The sequence below is a fragment of the Bacteroides fragilis genome (assembly GCF_019583405.1).
Lineage (GTDB): Bacteria > Bacteroidota > Bacteroidia > Bacteroidales > Bacteroidaceae > Bacteroides > Bacteroides fragilis_B.
The window spans coordinates 264,639-280,686 of the sequence record NZ_SZUU01000001.1; the positions used below are offsets into that span (position 1 = coordinate 264,639).

Genomic DNA, 16,048 nt, shown 5'->3' on the forward strand with positions numbered 1-16,048 from the left:
AGTAAAAGAAAAATTATGGAACAATTATTAAGTTTATTCGTCCGCTCCATCTTTGTGGACAACATGATATTCGCCTTCTTCCTGGGTATGTGTTCATATCTGGCTGTGTCGAAGAATGTGAAAACTGCTGTAGGACTGGGTATCGCCGTAACTTTTGTTTTGATCGTTACGTTGCCGGTCAACTACTTGCTTCAGACAAAGGTGCTGGCTGCCAATGCTATCATTGAAGGTGTTGACCTCAGCTTCCTGAGTTTTATTCTCTTTATTGCCGTTATTGCCGGTATCGTGCAGTTGGTAGAAATGGTAGTGGAACGATTCAGCCCTTCGCTCTACGCTTCATTAGGTATCTTCCTGCCGCTGATCGCCGTTAACTGTGCCATCATGGGTGCTTCACTGTTCATGCAGCAGAGAATCACGATGGATCCGTCGAACCCGCAGGCCATCACCGGTGTAGGTAGTGCTGTGGTATACGCGCTCGGTTCGGGTATCGGTTGGTTACTGGCTATTGTTGGTCTGGCTGCTATCCGCGAAAAGATGGCCTACTCTGATGTTCCCGCTCCGCTGAAAGGTCTGGGCATTACGTTTATTACAGTAGGACTGATGGCTATGGCCTTTATGTGTTTCTCTGGATTGAAGTTATAACTAAAGTAAAAAGAATAAAACAATGACGTCTTTAATATTAGCAAGTATCGGAGTCTTCCTTGTGGTGATCATCCTGCTTGTCATTATACTGCTCGTTGCGAAGAGCTATCTTTCTCCTTCGGGCGAGGTTACGATTACGATGAATGGAGAGCAACAACTGAAAACATCTCAGGGTGGTACACTGCTGGGTACGTTGTCTGCCAACAATGTGTTCCTTTCATCGGCTTGTGGTGGTAAGGGTTCGTGCGGACAGTGCCGTTGCCAGGTGCTCGAAGGCGGTGGCGAGATTTTGCCTACCGAAACCGGTTTCTTCTCTCGTAAAGAACAGGCCGATCACTGGCGCCTCGGTTGCCAGGTAAAGGTGAAACAGGATATGTCTATCAAGATCGACGAGTCTATCCTGGGTGTGAAAGAGTGGGAGTGTGAGGTGATCTCGAACAAGAACGTGGCTACGTTTATCAAAGAGTTTATCGTGGCTCTGCCTCCGGGCGAACACATGGACTTCGTGCCGGGTTCGTATGCTCAGATCAAGATTCCTGCCTTCTCGATGGATTATGATAAGGATATCGATAAGAGCCTGATCGGTGACGAATATCTTCCGGCATGGGAGAAATTCGGTCTGCTGGGTTTGAAGTGCCGCAACGACGAACCGACTATCCGTGCTTACTCTATGGCCAACTATCCGGCTGAGGGTGATCGCATCATGTTGACTGTACGTATCGCTACTCCTCCTTTTAAACCGAAAGACCAGGGACCGGGCTTTATGGATGTGATGCCGGGTATCGCTTCTTCTTACATCTTCACGCTGAAGCCGGGTGATAAGGTGACCATGAGTGGCCCTTACGGTGACTTCCACCCGATCCTCGACTCGAAGAACGAAATGATGTGGATTGGTGGTGGTGCAGGTATGGCTCCGTTGCGTGCTCAGATTATGCACCTGACGAAGACACTGCACATCACCGACCGTACGATGAACTACTTCTATGGTGCCCGTGCACTGAACGAGGTGTTCTATCTGGAAGACTTCCTGCAGATTGAAAAAGATTTCCCGAACTTCAAGTTCCACTTGGCACTTGACCGTCCGGACCCTGCAGCAGACGCAGCCGGCGTGAAGTATACAGCAGGTTTCGTACACAACGTGATTTACGAGACTTATCTGAAGAACCATGAAGCTCCGGAAGACATTGAATATTACATGTGTGGTCCTGGCCCGATGAGCAAGGCTGTTGAGAAGATGCTCGACGATCTTGGTGTTCCGGCTAAGAACCTGATGTTTGATAACTTCGGTGGATAATCCTTCGGGAATTATAATAAAGAAACTGCTTTCGGCTGTCCGGAAGCAGTTTTTTTTTATCTTTGTGTCATTATTCAAAAATGTGGAAAAAACAATGAATGGTTTGAAGGATATACTCGAAAGGTTGAAAATAGAACAACTCAATCCGATGCAGGAAGCGTCTATTGAGGCATTTAATAAAGGTGGTGAAGACCTGATATTGCTTTCGCCCACAGGTTCGGGCAAGACCCTTGCTTTCTTGTTGCCGTTGGTCGGTAGTCTGAGGGCTGATGTGAAAGAAGTACAAGCTGTGGTGCTGGTGCCTTCGCGCGAGTTGGCGTTGCAGATAGAGCAGGTGTTCAAGGCGATGGGAACAGAGTTCAAGGCAATGAGCTGTTATGGCGGACGTCCGGCAATGGAAGAACATCGGACGATGAAAGGAATGCAGCCGGCGGTTATCATTGGTACGCCCGGACGTATGAACGACCATCTCTCCAAGCAGAACTTCGATGCAAGCACAGTGAGCCTCTTGGTGATCGATGAATTTGATAAATGCCTGGAGTTTGGTTTTCAGGAAGAGATGGCAACGGTTATCGGACAGTTGCCCGACTTGAAACGGCGTTTTCTGACTTCGGCAACAGATGCGGAAGAGATTCCGCAATTTACAGGACTGAACCGTACGATAAAGCTTGATTTCCTGACAAACGGTGTGGAGGAATCACGTTTGCGGTTGATGAAGGTGGTTTCGCCTGCTAAAGATAAGATAGAAACCCTCTATAAGTTGCTTTGTACGTTGGGAAGCAGTTCGAGTATTGTTTTCTGTAACCACAGGGATGCGGTGGACCGTGTGAGTGCCTTACTAACGGAAAAAGGAGTTTCCAATGAACGCTTTCATGGAGGTATGGAGCAACCGGATCGGGAACGGGCACTGTATAAGTTCCGTAATGGCAGTTGTCCGGTGCTGGTGTCTACAGACCTGGCTGCCCGCGGACTTGATATACCGGAGGTGGAGCATATCATCCATTATCATATCCCGGTGAATGAAGAAGCTTTTACTCATCGTAATGGACGTACTGCCCGCTGGGATGCGACGGGTACTTCTTATCTGATATTGAATCCGGAGGAACGTGTACCGGATTATATACCTTCGGAACTCGATATCTTTGACTTACCGGAGAACGCGTCCCGTCCGTCTAAACCTCAGTGGATAACTATTTATATAGGTAAAGGGAAGAAGGACAAATTGAGTAAGATCGATATTGCCGGATTCCTCTATAAAAAAGGAAATCTGGCGCGTGAAGATGTTGGGGCAATCGATGTGAAGGATCATTATGCTTTTGTAGCCGTGCGGAGGTCTAAGGTCAAGCAATTGCTGACGCTTATACGCGGTGAGAAGATCAAAGGGATGAAGACGGTGATTGAAGAGGCAGATTAAAACGGATTTATTTGATAGAGGGGGCACGCCACCACCGATTTCACCGATTACTTTTAGTTTTATTGCTGATAAGGTAAATCATCAATCTGTGTTAATCCGTGAATTCAGTGGTGAGATCGCAAGAAACATTCACCGCAGATTACACCGATTACTTTTAGTTTTATTGCTGATAAGATAAATCATCAATCTGTGTTAATCTGTGAAATCTGTGGTGAAACAGCTTTTCGGATCCCGGCTCTTCCTTCCCTACATCCCGGTGCTCCTGGCACTGTACCCCGGCGCTCCGAACATTGTACCCCGGCGCTCCGGTCGTCCGCCCCGGTTCTTTACGGTCTTTGCCTCTTCTTCTTATAAATATTCACTTTTTAGTCACTCTCTCTTTCATTTCAAAATAGATAGCCTTGTAATAATATCAGTTTGAACTTTTTTCTACCATCTTGGCATGTATAGATAACAAAATGGTGTATAATTCCTGCATAAACCATTAAAAAGTAAGATAAATACCCTCTGAGATTGTAATTTTATAGAGAAACGTTTGTTGAGAGGAAATAAATTCGTAAATTCGCCATGTCAGTAGACATAAAATAACGAAATTGTATAACCAAAAACACTCATCAAATGAAAAAGCATAATTTCAGTGCAGGCCCTTCCATTCTCCCTCGCGAAGTAATAGAAGAAACAGCGAAAGCTATTCTCGATTTCAACGGTTCAGGTCTTTCTGTTTTGGAAGTCAGCCACCGAGGCAAGGATTTTCAGGCAGTTATGGACGAAGCCGTAGCTTTGTTTAAGGAAATACTTAGCATCCCCGAAGGGTATTCGGTACTTTTCTTGGGCGGTGGTGCCAGTATGCAGTTCTGCATGGTACCTTACAACTTCCTTGAAAAGAAAGCTGCTTACCTGAACACCGGTGTTTGGGCGAAGAAAGCGATGAAAGAAGCGAAAGGGTTTGGCGAAGTGGTTGAGGTAGCTTCTTCGGCTGACGCAAACTATACGTTTATCCCTAAAGACTTTACCATACCTGCTGATGCAGACTATTTCCATGTGACCACCAACAATACGATTTATGGTACAGAGTTGAAGGGAGATCTCGATTCACCGATTCCGATGGTTGCCGATATGTCATCTGATATTTTCTCTCGTCCGGTAGATGTTTCGAAGTACATCTGTATCTATGGTGGTGCTCAGAAGAATCTGGCTCCGTCCGGCGTTACATTCGTCATTGTGAAAGACGATGCAGTGGGCAAGGTGTCACGTTACATCCCGAGCATGCTGAATTATAAGACCCATATCGACGGCGGTTCCATGTTCAACACACCTCCCGTATTGCCTATCTATTCCGCCATGCAGACTTTGCGCTGGATTAAGGCTCAGGGTAGTGTCAAAGAGATGGATCGCCGGGCTACCGAGAAGGCAGACATGCTGTATGCCGAGATAGACCGCAACAAGATGTTCGTGGGAACGGCTGCTAAAGAGGACCGCTCACGCATGAATATCTGTTTCGTAATGGCACCGGAATATAAGGATCTGGAAGCCGACTTCCTGAAGTTCGCTACGGATAAAGGAATGTCCGGCATTAAAGGACACCGTTCGGTGGGTGGCTTTCGTGCATCTTGCTACAATGCAATGCCGAAAGAGAGCGTACAGGCACTGATTGACTGCATGCAGGAATTTGAGAAACTTCATTAATAATGTGATTTTACCACAGAGCATACGGAAAGGGTACAGGGCTCTCTTGAATGACGGCATTTTGTGTCCGCAGTATCCTCTGTGGTGAATTCTCCCAAAACAGAAAAGAGAAATGAAAGTACTTGTTGCAACCGAAAAGCCATTTGCCAAGATTGCGGTGGATGGCATCAAGAAAGAAATAGAAGGAGCCGGATTTGAATTGGTTCTGCTTGAGAAATATACAGATAAAGTCCAACTGCTTGGCGCAGTGAAAGATGCAAATGCCATTATTATCCGTAGTGACATCATCGACGCCGAGGTGCTCGATGCAGCGAAAGAATTGAAAATAGTGGTTCGTGCCGGTGCCGGATACGATAATGTAGACCTGAATGCAGCTACTGCACACGGTGTATGTGTGATGAACACTCCGGGACAGAACTCGAATGCCGTAGCCGAGTTGGTATTTGGCTTGCTCGTTTATGCTGTCCGTAACTTCTATAACGGAACATCGGGTACGGAGTTGATGGGAAAGAAGCTGGGTATCCACGCATACGGTAATGTAGGACGCAATGTGGCGCGTGTTGCCAAGGGGTTCGGTATGGAACTCTATGCTTATGACCCTTTCTGTCCGAAAGACGTGATAGAGAAAGATGGGGTGAAAGCTGTCGACTCTGCCGAAGAGCTTTATAAGACCTGTAACATCGTCTCACTGCACATCCCCGCTACAGCCGAAACGAAAAATTCCATCAATCATAATCTGCTGGCCAATATGCCGAAAGGGGCTATTCTGGTTAATACGGCTCGCAAAGAAGTGATCAATGAGGACGAACTGATTCAGCTGATGGAAGAACGTCCGGACTTTAAATACATCACCGATATTATGCCTGCTGCCAATGCGAAGTTCGCCGAACTCTTTGCCGGACGTTATTTCTCGACACCAAAGAAGATGGGTGCTCAGACTGCCGAGGCAAATATCAATGCAGGTATTGCTGCGGCGAAACAGATTGTAGGCTTCCTGAAAGAGGGTTGCGAAAAATTTAGAGTGAACAAATAATCCCCAGTTTTATGGCAACAATAAAACCATTTAAAGGCATCCGCCCTCCACAGGACTTGGTAGAACAGGTCGCATCACGTCCGTATGATGTGTTGAACTCAGAAGAGGCTCGTGCAGAAGCTGCCGGAAACGAGAAATCACTGTATCATATTATTAAACCTGAAATAGATTTTCCGGTCGGAACAGACGAACACGACGAGAAAGTCTATACCAAGGCGGCAGAAAACTTCCGTCTGTTTCGCGATAAAGGTTGGTTGGTGCAGGATGATAAAGAGAATTATTACATCTATGCCCAGACCATGAACGGCAAGACGCAGTACGGACTGGTGGTAGGTGCTTATGTGCCCGATTACATGAACGGCGTTATCAAAAAGCATGAACTGACCCGGCGTGATAAGGAAGAAGACCGTATGAAGCATGTTCGTGTGAACAATGCCAATATCGAACCGGTATTCTTTGCTTATCCCGACAATGCAGTGCTCGACACTATCATCCGGAAGTATACGGCTCAAAAACCGGTATACGACTTTATTGCTCCCGGTGACGGATTCGGGCATACTTTCTGGGTGATTGATGATAACGATGACATTGCTGTGATCACAAAAGAGTTTGCTGCTATGCCGGCACTTTATATTGCCGACGGACACCATCGTTCGGCCGCTGCCGCTCTGGTTGGAGCCGAGAAGGCGAAACAGAATCCCGGTCATCGCGGAGACGAAGAATATAATTACTTCATGGCTGTATGTTTTCCGGCGAACCAGTTGACTATTATTGATTACAACCGGGTGGTGAAAGATCTCAATGGTCTGACACCTGCCGAATTCCTGGCTGCTCTTGAGAAGAATTTTGTGGTAGAGGAGAAGGGGAAAGAGATTTATAAACCCGCTGCATTGCATAATTTTGCCCTTTATCTGGAAGGTAAATGGTATAGCCTGACAGCCAAACCGGGAACTTATGACGACAATGATCCCATTGGGGTATTGGACGTGACGATCTCTTCCAATCTGATTCTGGATGAAATTTTGGGTATCAAAGATTTGCGTTCGGACAAACGGATTGATTTTGTGGGAGGTATCCGTGGCTTGGGTGAGCTGAGCAGACGGGTGGATAGTGGAGAGATGAAAGTGGCACTGGCTCTTTATCCCGTTTCAATGAAGCAACTGATGGATATTGCCGATACGGGAAACATTATGCCTCCGAAAACCACTTGGTTCGAGCCGAAACTGCGTTCCGGGCTGGTGATACACGAGTTGGAATAAAGAGCGTATCGATGTAGAAAAAGAACGAGGATGTTACTCTAAAACAGGGGAACATTCTCGTTTTGCATTCCGGGCTATCCAAATATGTACGTTTTTCCGTATCTTTGTAACCGAAGTAATTATTATCTGAATAGATCTATGGGACGAAAAGAAGAATACAAGTTGCAGAATGAGCAATTCATGCAGGCATTACGTGCCGAAGCGGATGTATGTGAATTGCCTTGTGGCATATTATATAAGGTTTTGGAGGAAGGTAGTGGTACCGCTACCCCCCGGCCTGGCAGTGTGGTGTCTGTCCATTACAAGGGGACGCTGATCAATGGACGGGAATTTGATAATTCCTGGAAACGGAACTGCCCCGAAGCTTTCCGTTTGAGTGAGGTCATTGAGGGATGGCAGATCGCTTTGCAAAAAATGCGGGTGGGAGATCGTTGGATGATTTACATCCCGTATACCATGGGGTATGGGACACGTACCAGCGGTCCCATTCCGGCTTTTTCTACCCTGGTTTTTGAAGTACAGTTGTTGGGTATAGCCTGAACCATTAAAAATGATTCCGGATATCATGTCAGAAGATACATACAAAACCATTACTGAAGCTTCAGAAGGTACCTATACCGAGAAGCGTAGTAAGTTCATTGCCATCGCTCTTCCGGTGCGTACATTAGAAGAGATTAAGAGTCATCTGGAGACGTATCAGAAGAAATATTACGATGCCCGTCACATCTGTTATGCCTATATGTTGGGGCACGAACGTAAAAACTTTCGTGCAAACGACAACGGAGAACCTTCCGGTACGGCCGGCAAACCGATTCTGGGACAGATCAACTCGAACGAACTGACGGATATACTGATTATTGTGGTCCGTTATTTCGGGGGAATCAAGTTGGGAACCAGTGGATTGATTGTGGCTTATAAAGCTGCCGCCGCCGAGGCTATTGCCGCTGCCACTGTTGTAGAGAAAACGGTGGATGAAGAAGTAACCGTGCTTTTTGAATATCCGTTTATGAACGATGTGATGCGGATTGTGAAAGAGGAGGAACCGGAAATTCTCTCCCAGTCGTATGATATGGATTGCAGCATGACGCTTCGCATCCGACAGTCGGCGATGCCTCGCTTAAGGTCTCGGTTGGAAAAGGTGGAGACTGCACGTATTTTAGATGAAGAAAAAGGAAATGGATAAGAGAAAGAAATAAGACAGGGGGGAGGTTTTCTTCCCACACATAATAAAAAATAGATAGAATGGCATTTGAAGCAACAAAAAGAGAGTGGAGTGAGCTATATGTTTTTTTTCGTCTGCTGGCGGACGGAAAAGTTTCTCTCGGAACTCCACAAGCAAAGAAAGAAGACGAAAAGTGCTGGCCCATTGCAATGATTCAACGTGAAGAGCATGATGGCACCCGGCGTTACTATATCGAAGGAGAAGATATCCGGATGGAAGGTGAGAAAGTCGGAAAAAGCTTGCCCCGCGAAGATTTTGCAACGGTGGCTGACCTGATTCTGAATGCGATAAAAGGTTCGTCTACGGATGAAGTCACTTCTCCCGATGAGGTGGAGGAGTTTTTGGATGAAGCCGGGATCTTTGATCTTGAAGCACGGACGGAAGATCGTACTGATTTCTCAATCGCCTTTTGGCATCCCGAAGCTCCGTTAGCCGGTTTCAATGTCCGTTCGCGTCTGAGTGCAATGAATCCGTTGCTGGATGGGGGACGTGCTGCAAACCTGAAATTGGAGCAATCCGGTGTAAAGTTTGCTACTCCGACCGTCAATAAGATTAATGCCCTCCCTGAATCACCCACGGAGGTGGCCGAGCGTATGATGATGATTGAGCGTCTGGGAGGCGTACTGAAGTATTCGGACGTAGCGGACCGTGTGTTTCGTTGCAATCTGCTGATGATCGATCTGCACTTCCCCCGTGTGCTGGCAGAGATGGTGCGTATGATGCATTTGGACGGTATCACACGCGTTAGTGAACTGACCGAACAGATGAAGATCGTAAATCCTCTCAAGATAAAAGAGGAGCTGATCAGCAAGCATGGCTTTTACGAGTTTAAAATGAAGCAGTTTCTGCTGGCACTTGCCTTGGGTATGCGTCCGGCCAAAATATACAATGGGACCGACTCGGCAGTTGAAGGTATATTGCTGGTCGATGGCAAAGGTGAGGTACTGTGCTATCATAAATCGGAAAGGAAAGCATTTGAGGACTTTCTTTATCTGAATTCGCGTCTTGAAAAAGGATCGGTTGATAAAGACAAGTATGGCTTCCTCGAGAGAGAGAACGGAGTGTATTATTTCAAACTGAATGTAAAGATTGGGTTGATTAAAAGATAAATCCGATTGGCAGGAGAATAGATAATGAAGACAAATGAAGTTTTAGAGACCATTAAGGCACGGCGTAGTGTACGTGCGTATGATCGAAAGCAGATTCCGGCGGATGACTTGAACGCCATCCTGGAAGCGGGTGCTTACGCGCCGAGCGGCATGCATTACGAAACGTGGCATTTTACTGCCGTCCGTAATACGGTGAAACTGGAGGAACTGAATGAACGGATCAAAGGGGCATTTGCCAAAAGTGATGACAAGCATCTTCGGGAACGGGGGCACAGTGAGACGTATTGCTGTTACTATCATGCCCCAACCTTGGTCATCGTGTCCAATGAACCCAAGCAATGGTGGGCCGGGATGGATTGTGCCTGTGCTATCGAGAATATGTTTTTGGCAGCCACTTCACTGGGTATCGCTTCCTGTTGGATCAATCAGCTCGGTACGACCTGTGATGATCCGGAGGTACGGGCCTATCTGACTTCTCTCGGAGTGCCCGAAAATCATAAAGTTTATGGTTGCGTAGCTTTGGGATATAAAGCGGAAGGCGCATTGTTGAAAGAAAAGACAGTTAAAGCCGGTACAATAACCATTGTGGAATAGAGTATCGGATTCAAGTTTAAATTCACCACAGAGTTCACAGAGTATCACGGAGTTTATCTCTTGTAATTTCTATTCCGTGTACTCTGTGTTACTCTGTGGTGAATCAAATTAATTTCAGTCGAAGCAGCCGTAGCATGTGGGCAACAGTTTACGGTCGCCCAGCGTATTATCTACACGGGCTACATTTACCCAGAACTTATTCTCACGCACACTCTCTATCGGATATGCGGCTTTTTCACGCGTATAGCAGTGTTCCCACCGATCGCTTACTACTTCATATTCAGGGTGCGGGGCATTTATCAGTACATTGTCTTCCTTATCGGCTTCACCGTTTTTCACTTCCTGAATTTCATTCCAGATGGTCAACATCGTAAGGACGAAGTTATCCAGTTCGGAGAGGCTTTCGCTCTCAGTGGGCTCTATCATTAGTGTGCCGTGGACGGGGAAGGAGAGGGTAGGAGCATGATAACCGTAGTCCATCAGGCGCTTGGCAATATCATTTTCGCTGATACCGGTTTCTTCGTATACCTTCCGGCATTCCAGAATCATCTCGTGTCCCACGAAGCCGTTGGCTCCCCGGTATACGATGCCATACGTATCTTTCAGGCAGGCAGCCAGATAGTTTGCATTGAGAATGGCTGTCTTGGTTGCCATTGTCAGTCCTTCGGCACCCATCATGCGAATATAGCCGTAGGTGATAGGCAGAATACCGGCACTGCCAAACGGTGCGGCGGATACTTCGTTTTGTGAGTTGCCAAACAGTCCGTGTCCCGGAAGGAACGGTACCAGATGTTCCGCTACGCAGATCGGGCCTACACCGGGGCCGCCTCCTCCGTGGGGAGATGCAAAGGTTTTATGCAGATTCAGGTGACAGACGTCCGCTCCGATAAATCCCGGATTCGTCAGTCCTACCTGTGCATTCATGTTGGCTCCATCCATATATACCTGAGCTCCACAGGCGTGAATGATTTGGCAGATCTCTACGATTTCCGTTTCAAAGATACCGTGTGTCGAGGGATAGGTGATCATCAGTGCGGCCAGGTCGTCCTTATTTTCTTCAGCTTTGGCACGGAGGTCATCCATATCTACGTTTCCATGTTCGTCACATGCACAAGTTACAGTCGTGAATCCGGCCTGGATGGCTGATGCGGGATTGGTGCCGTGTGCAGATGCGGGGATCAATACCTTGTTGCGGTGTCCTTGTCCGATACTTTCGAGATAGGCACGGATAGTGCGTAGACCGGCATACTCGCCGGCAGCACCGGAATTGGGTTGCAGGCTTACTCCGGCAAATCCGGTGATGACTTTCAGTTCTTCACTCAGGTTGTGAATCAGTTCGCGGTATCCGGCTGCCTGGTCTTCCGGCACAAGCGGGTGCATGCACATAAATTCGGCGCAGCTCAGAGGTAACATTTCGGCGGCTGCATTCAGTTTCATGGTGCAGGAACCGAGTGAGATCATTGATTGTGCCAATGAAATATCTTTCCGGTCGAGACGCTTGATGTAGCGCATCATTTCCGTTTCGGTATGATATTTAGAGAATACCTCGTGTGTGAGGTAAGGGCTTTGGCGCTTCAATTCCTCGCCGATGATAGTTGCTTCGGGGATGTCATCCACTTTCTGGAAGTCTTTTCCGGCAGCGATGGCAAAGATAGAGAGCAGAATGTTGGCAGCTGCTACGTCGGTTGTTTCGTCAATGCTCAGTCCTACGTCTCCATTATCAAAATAGCGCAGGTTCACCTCTTTGCTCAAAGCGATGGTGCGAATCTGCTGTGCCGATACGCTGTCGGGCAAAATGAACCGCAGGGTATCGAAATACTGTCTGTTCACCTGCTTGAATCCCAGTTTACCGATGCTCTTTTCCAGGAAAACGGTAATGCTGTGGATGCGTGAAGCGATGTTGCGGATGCCTTCCTGTCCGTGATAGACGGTATAGAATCCTGCCATGGTGGCGAGCAGTGCCTGAGCGGTACAGATATTGGAAGTCGCTTTTTCTCGTTTGATATGCTGTTCGCGTGTCTGGAGTGCCATGCGGTAACAGAGTTTGCCATATTTATCTTTCGACCATCCGATAATACGTCCCGGCATGTTGCGTTTGTATTCGTCGCGGGTAGCGAAATAACCGGCCGAAGGACCACCGTAGAACATGGGAGTACCCAGGCGTTGTGTGGTACCGAATACAATGTCCGCTCCCCATTCGCCCGGAGGGGTGAGTAGTGCAAGGCTCAGGATGTCGGCAGCTACAGCTACTTTACAGTTGGCTGCATGTGCTTTTTCGGTAAATTCGCGGTAGTCTTCCGCATTACCGTTTGCATTGGGATATTGCAGGACGCAAGCAAAGAGGTCGTCCGTAAATTCAAGATCCCGGAACTTTCCGGTACGGATTTCAATGCCTTGCGGGATGGCGCGGGTGGTGATGACCGCCAAGGTCTGCGGGAAGATATTTTCGTCGATAAACACCACGTTGGCTCCCGCCTTCTGCTGGTTGCGTGAACGCAAGCCATACATCATCGTCACAGCTTCGGCGGCAGCGGTGGCTTCGTCCAGTAGTGAGCAGTTGGCCAAGGGCATGGCGGTCAGGTCACATACGGCAGTCTGGAAATTCATCAGGGCTTCCAGTCTTCCTTGCGAAACTTCTGTCTGGTAAGGAGTATAAGAAGTATACCAGACCGGATTCTCGAAGACATTTCGCTGGATGACTGCCGGGGTGATCGTGTTGTACCATCCCATACCGATATAAGTGGTGAACAGTTTGTTTTTGCCTGCCAGTTCGGCGATGTGGCGGGCAAACTCGTATTCGGTCATCGGCGCGGGTAGTGCCAGAGGTGCTTTGAGCCGAATGTTGGCCGGAATGGTTTTATCGATCAGTTCGTCAAGCGAACCAACTCCAATTTTCCGGAGCATTACTTCGGCATCCGCTTTGTTGACGCCGATGTGGCGGCAGGCTAATAAATCGGTTTTCATGTTATTAATGATTTATTTATAATAAGGTTTGTTGATAATCTCTTACCTGAAGAACGGATTTTCCGCCTTCTCTATTCCGATGGTGGTCGGTGCTCCGTGCCCCGGATATACGATTGTTTCGTTGGGGAGGACGAACAGGCGGCTGCAGATATGCTCTTTCAGTTCATCAAAGTTGCCTCCGGCCAGGTCGGCCCGTCCGATGCTTCCCTGAAACAGCACATCGCCCGAAAACATACAGTTGTCAGCCCGGCAGTAATAGACAAGGCTTCCGGGAGAGTGCCCCGGTACATGGATTGCTTCCAGTGTTGTGTTTCCGAAGGTGATGATGTCTCCGTCATGGAGATATTTTCCCAGTGGGACGGGTGCTTCATTCAGTTGGAAACCGAACATGCGACTCTGTTTGGGGGCTTCGTCTATCCAGTACTCGTCGGCCTGATTGGCCTCGGCAGACAGCCCAAACTCGCGAAGCATGAATGGATTTCCGAAAATGTGATCCAGATGCAGGTGAGTGTTCAGCAGATGTTTTATGTTCAGATTGTTGGTGACGATGAAGTTCTTTAAAGTTTGTTTCTCTTCGTCATAAAAGCAGCCCGGATCTATCACGACTGCCTCGTTCGTTTCGTCCCATAAAACGTAGCAGTTTACGGGAAACATATTGAACTCAAATCTCTTAATTTTCATGACTATGTTGTTTGATCGTTTAAATCGTTACATATACCACTTTCTTGGTTTGAAAGAATTCCTCGTCGAAATCTTCATTCAGGTTATGCATACTTGTCTTATGCTTAAACGGCATCGCCTCGTGTTCCAGTTCGCCTCCTTTCAGGCAGATAAGTCCGTTGGGGAGAGCATTTTGCTGTTTGAACGAGATGTTTTTCCGGATAATCTTTATCAGGTCGGCCAGGGGCATCACGGCACGGCTGACAACGAAGTCGAATGTTTGTTTCTCTTCTTCGGCCCGTGCATGGCGGAAAGTGACATTTTTAAGTCCGATAGCATTGGCTACCTCGGTTGCTACACGTACTTTCTTGCCGATGCTGTCCACCAGGTGGAATTTCGTGTCCGGAAAAAGAATGGCCAACGGTATTCCGGGGAATCCCCCTCCGGTGCCGAGGTCCATGACGCTGCTGCCGGCCCGGAAACGGATGATGCGGGCGATACCCAGCGAATGAAGCACATGGTGTTCGTACAGATTCTCGATATCCTTGCGTGAGATTACGTTGATTTTAGAATTCCAGTCAATGTAAAGTTCGTAAAGCGCCGCGAATTGTTTGCGTTGCTCTTCCGTCAAGTCGGGAAAGTATTTAAGAAGAAGCTTCACTCCGTTTTCCCCTCCGGCAGAGGGGAGGGAGGAAGTTTGTTCTGTTGTATTCATAAGGTTGTAATATATCTGTATTTTAATAATAAAGTTAGATTATTTTGATTTCATCTCTCCGATGATCGGGTTGCTGCCCAGCATGTGTTCCATCATTTCGTATGGAATCTTAATTTCTACCGGTCCCATGGCATACGGGGTGATATCATATACATTATAATAAAAGGTGATGCCGTCTTTGTCCAGATAGAAGTTTTCCGTCGGAGCAATATCTCCGGTAGAGCCGTAACCCATATCCTCGAGTGCTTCATGCGTTGTTACTTTCTTATCCGCCATCAACTGGTTCCACAGCAGGTCGGTCAGTGCTTCCTTATAATCACCAGTGAAAATGTCGTCCAGCTTCAGCGGACGCAGGTTTATCAGGTCCATATTCAGGAAAGTTGTCATGTAAATGCCATGTGCGCCTCCGGTATATTCATTGTAGTTTATGCGATAGACCAACAGATTCTTATAATAAAGTTGCACGTGGCTTTCTATCCCTTTATAGTATGAGTACCATGCACCGATGGAGCCTTCACTCTCTTTGTTCTTTTCGTCTTCGGCATACATCGGTTCGAGGTCTGTGCGATATTCTTTTACGTAATATTCGGTGTACTCCTTTACCACCTGCGCCGGTTTCTCTCCGATATATCCTTCACCGAAGCAAGCGGCTATAAAGTAGCTGTTCAGGCTGTCCTTCAGTTTATTGTCTGTCGACTTCACCGGATAGGCGAAATTGATGGTCAGATTACATGCCGGTTTTGCGGTATCTCCGAAGAGATGGGCCGTTTCGTTCACCTGTATACTGTCGAATTCCAGCGCACCGGTATTCTTGTTCATCTTGTCACCGCAAGAAAATAAAAAGCCACTTGTAGCAAGTATTATCGCAAGTAGGCTGACATATTGTTTTTTCATAAGGGGTTCTTCTTTAAATTCAACATTTATATAATCGTTCACTATCGACAAATATAGTTCATATTAGTGAATCGACAGCATAAAAAAAGAAAAAAGAATGCGGCGGGCTGGTTAAATCTGCTTATCTTTGCAACCGTTATGAAGAGATTCCGCTATATACTTGCCGTTATGCTTTCTCTCCTTATAGTATATGTAGGAGCGGGAGTCTCTGTTGCCCAATATTGTTGCAGCGGTTGTGAAACAGCAAATTGTTGCTGTGCTGACAAATGCGGCTTCTGTGGTAAGTTTGACTTTGAGTTCCATAAATCATGCCGGGGAGAGGGATGCACGGCGACCATCTATAAGCTTGATCTGGTAAAGCAGGCATTCGAATCCTCTGTTCCTGCTCCTGTCAGCTTGTTACTTTGTGACCAGGTATCGGACTTGCTATGTGCTCTTTTCCGCGATGAGGTGTTGGATCCCCCTTATGTGATACCACCACCTAAGACAAGCTCCCGGCATTACCTGGCTCTTTATTCTACTTTGCTTATTTAGTTTCTTCGATTTTTATTGTTCGGATTGC

At 47.2% G+C, this 16,048-nt stretch carries 15 protein-coding genes; 11 read left to right on the forward strand and 4 right to left on the reverse strand.

What is annotated here, in order from left to right:
• Window positions 1–15: 15 nt before the first annotated feature.
• From nqrE to FDF36_RS01130, 10 genes are all read left to right on the forward strand, one after another.
• Window positions 16–642 carry an NADH:ubiquinone reductase (Na(+)-transporting) subunit E gene (gene nqrE, locus FDF36_RS01085; RefSeq protein ID WP_005776993.1) on the forward strand — a complete coding sequence of 209 codons (627 nt, stop codon included), beginning with the start codon at window positions 16–18 and terminating at the stop codon, window positions 640–642.
• A 22-nt stretch (window positions 643–664) separates the two neighbouring features.
• Window positions 665–1,936 carry an NADH:ubiquinone reductase (Na(+)-transporting) subunit F gene (gene nqrF, locus FDF36_RS01090; protein ID WP_032540623.1) on the forward strand — a complete coding sequence of 424 codons (1,272 nt, stop codon included), beginning with the start codon at window positions 665–667 and terminating at the stop codon, window positions 1,934–1,936.
• 94 nt (window positions 1,937–2,030) lie between these two features.
• Window positions 2,031–3,350 carry a DEAD/DEAH box helicase gene (locus FDF36_RS01095; protein WP_220390002.1) on the forward strand — a complete coding sequence of 440 codons (1,320 nt, stop codon included), beginning with the start codon at window positions 2,031–2,033 and terminating at the stop codon, window positions 3,348–3,350.
• 618 nt (window positions 3,351–3,968) lie between these two features.
• Window positions 3,969–5,036: a 3-phosphoserine/phosphohydroxythreonine transaminase gene (serC, locus tag FDF36_RS01100; protein ID WP_220390003.1), complete on the forward strand. Its 1,068-nt coding sequence runs from the start codon at window positions 3,969–3,971 to the stop codon at window positions 5,034–5,036.
• A gap of 112 nt (window positions 5,037–5,148) precedes the next feature.
• Entirely contained in the window at window positions 5,149–6,069 is a 921-nt protein-coding gene (locus FDF36_RS01105) for an NAD(P)-dependent oxidoreductase (protein WP_220390004.1), read from the forward strand.
• Between the two features lie 11 nt (window positions 6,070–6,080).
• Window positions 6,081–7,328 (forward strand): DUF1015 domain-containing protein, encoded by a 1,248-nt coding sequence (locus FDF36_RS01110; protein WP_005820013.1) that lies wholly within the window; start codon window positions 6,081–6,083, stop codon window positions 7,326–7,328.
• Between the two features lie 138 nt (window positions 7,329–7,466).
• Entirely contained in the window at window positions 7,467–7,868 is a 402-nt protein-coding gene (locus tag FDF36_RS01115; protein WP_220390005.1) for a BamJ family beta-barrel-assembly machinery protein, read from the forward strand.
• Window positions 7,869–7,893: 25 nt separating this feature from the next.
• The gene (locus tag FDF36_RS01120; RefSeq protein ID WP_220390006.1) at window positions 7,894–8,511 is read left to right on the forward strand and encodes an IMPACT family protein; all 618 of its coding nucleotides are present in this window, start codon (window positions 7,894–7,896) and stop codon (window positions 8,509–8,511) included.
• 59 nt (window positions 8,512–8,570) lie between these two features.
• The gene (locus FDF36_RS01125; RefSeq protein ID WP_220390007.1) at window positions 8,571–9,659 is read left to right on the forward strand and encodes an HpaII family restriction endonuclease; all 1,089 of its coding nucleotides are present in this window, start codon (window positions 8,571–8,573) and stop codon (window positions 9,657–9,659) included.
• 24 nt (window positions 9,660–9,683) lie between these two features.
• On the forward strand, window positions 9,684–10,253 hold the full coding sequence (locus FDF36_RS01130; protein ID WP_014298830.1) for a nitroreductase family protein: 570 nt from the start codon (window positions 9,684–9,686) through the stop codon (window positions 10,251–10,253).
• Between the two features lie 114 nt (window positions 10,254–10,367).
• Here FDF36_RS01130 and gcvP read toward each other — a convergent pair whose 3' ends face one another.
• From gcvP to FDF36_RS01150, 4 genes are all read right to left on the reverse strand, one after another.
• Entirely contained in the window at window positions 10,368–13,217 is a 2,850-nt protein-coding gene (gene gcvP / locus FDF36_RS01135) for an aminomethyl-transferring glycine dehydrogenase (RefSeq protein ID WP_220390008.1), read from the reverse strand.
• A gap of 42 nt (window positions 13,218–13,259) precedes the next feature.
• Window positions 13,260–13,898, reverse strand: a complete 639-nt coding sequence (locus FDF36_RS01140) for an MBL fold metallo-hydrolase (protein WP_220390009.1) — start codon at window positions 13,896–13,898, stop codon at window positions 13,260–13,262.
• Window positions 13,899–13,917: 19 nt separating this feature from the next.
• Complete coding sequence (gene rsmG, locus FDF36_RS01145) at window positions 13,918–14,538, reverse strand: 16S rRNA (guanine(527)-N(7))-methyltransferase RsmG (protein ID WP_220390459.1); 621 nt, start codon at window positions 14,536–14,538, stop codon at window positions 13,918–13,920.
• Window positions 14,539–14,631: 93 nt separating this feature from the next.
• The gene (locus FDF36_RS01150; protein WP_220390010.1) at window positions 14,632–15,486 is read right to left on the reverse strand and encodes an RsiV family protein; all 855 of its coding nucleotides are present in this window, start codon (window positions 15,484–15,486) and stop codon (window positions 14,632–14,634) included.
• A 138-nt stretch (window positions 15,487–15,624) separates the two neighbouring features.
• On the opposite strand from FDF36_RS01150, the gene FDF36_RS01155 reads away from it, so the two are divergent.
• Window positions 15,625–16,020: a hypothetical protein gene (locus FDF36_RS01155; RefSeq protein WP_220390011.1), complete on the forward strand. Its 396-nt coding sequence runs from the start codon at window positions 15,625–15,627 to the stop codon at window positions 16,018–16,020.
• Window positions 16,021–16,048 lie beyond the last annotated feature (28 nt).

Excerpts from the sequence above, each read along its gene's own strand:
- nqrE (WP_005776993.1), top strand. The coding sequence starts at position 16 with ATGGAACAATTATTAAGTTTATTCGTCCGCTCCATCTTTGTGGACAAC.
- nqrF (WP_032540623.1), top strand. The coding sequence starts at position 665 with ATGACGTCTTTAATATTAGCAAGTATCGGAGTCTTCCTTGTGGTGATC.
- FDF36_RS01095 (WP_220390002.1), top strand. The coding sequence starts at position 2,031 with ATGAATGGTTTGAAGGATATACTCGAAAGGTTGAAAATAGAACAACTC.
- serC (WP_220390003.1), top strand. The coding sequence starts at position 3,969 with ATGAAAAAGCATAATTTCAGTGCAGGCCCTTCCATTCTCCCTCGCGAA.
- FDF36_RS01105 (WP_220390004.1), top strand. The coding sequence starts at position 5,149 with ATGAAAGTACTTGTTGCAACCGAAAAGCCATTTGCCAAGATTGCGGTG.
- FDF36_RS01110 (WP_005820013.1), top strand. The coding sequence starts at position 6,081 with ATGGCAACAATAAAACCATTTAAAGGCATCCGCCCTCCACAGGACTTG.
- FDF36_RS01115 (WP_220390005.1), top strand. The coding sequence starts at position 7,467 with ATGGGACGAAAAGAAGAATACAAGTTGCAGAATGAGCAATTCATGCAG.
- FDF36_RS01120 (WP_220390006.1), top strand. The coding sequence starts at position 7,894 with ATGTCAGAAGATACATACAAAACCATTACTGAAGCTTCAGAAGGTACC.
- FDF36_RS01125 (WP_220390007.1), top strand. The coding sequence starts at position 8,571 with ATGGCATTTGAAGCAACAAAAAGAGAGTGGAGTGAGCTATATGTTTTT.
- FDF36_RS01130 (WP_014298830.1), top strand. The coding sequence starts at position 9,684 with ATGAAGACAAATGAAGTTTTAGAGACCATTAAGGCACGGCGTAGTGTA.
- gcvP (WP_220390008.1), bottom strand. The coding sequence starts at position 13,217 with ATGAAAACCGATTTATTAGCCTGCCGCCACATCGGCGTCAACAAAGCG.
- FDF36_RS01140 (WP_220390009.1), bottom strand. The coding sequence starts at position 13,898 with ATGAAAATTAAGAGATTTGAGTTCAATATGTTTCCCGTAAACTGCTAC.
- FDF36_RS01150 (WP_220390010.1), bottom strand. The coding sequence starts at position 15,486 with ATGAAAAAACAATATGTCAGCCTACTTGCGATAATACTTGCTACAAGT.
- FDF36_RS01155 (WP_220390011.1), top strand. The coding sequence starts at position 15,625 with ATGAAGAGATTCCGCTATATACTTGCCGTTATGCTTTCTCTCCTTATA.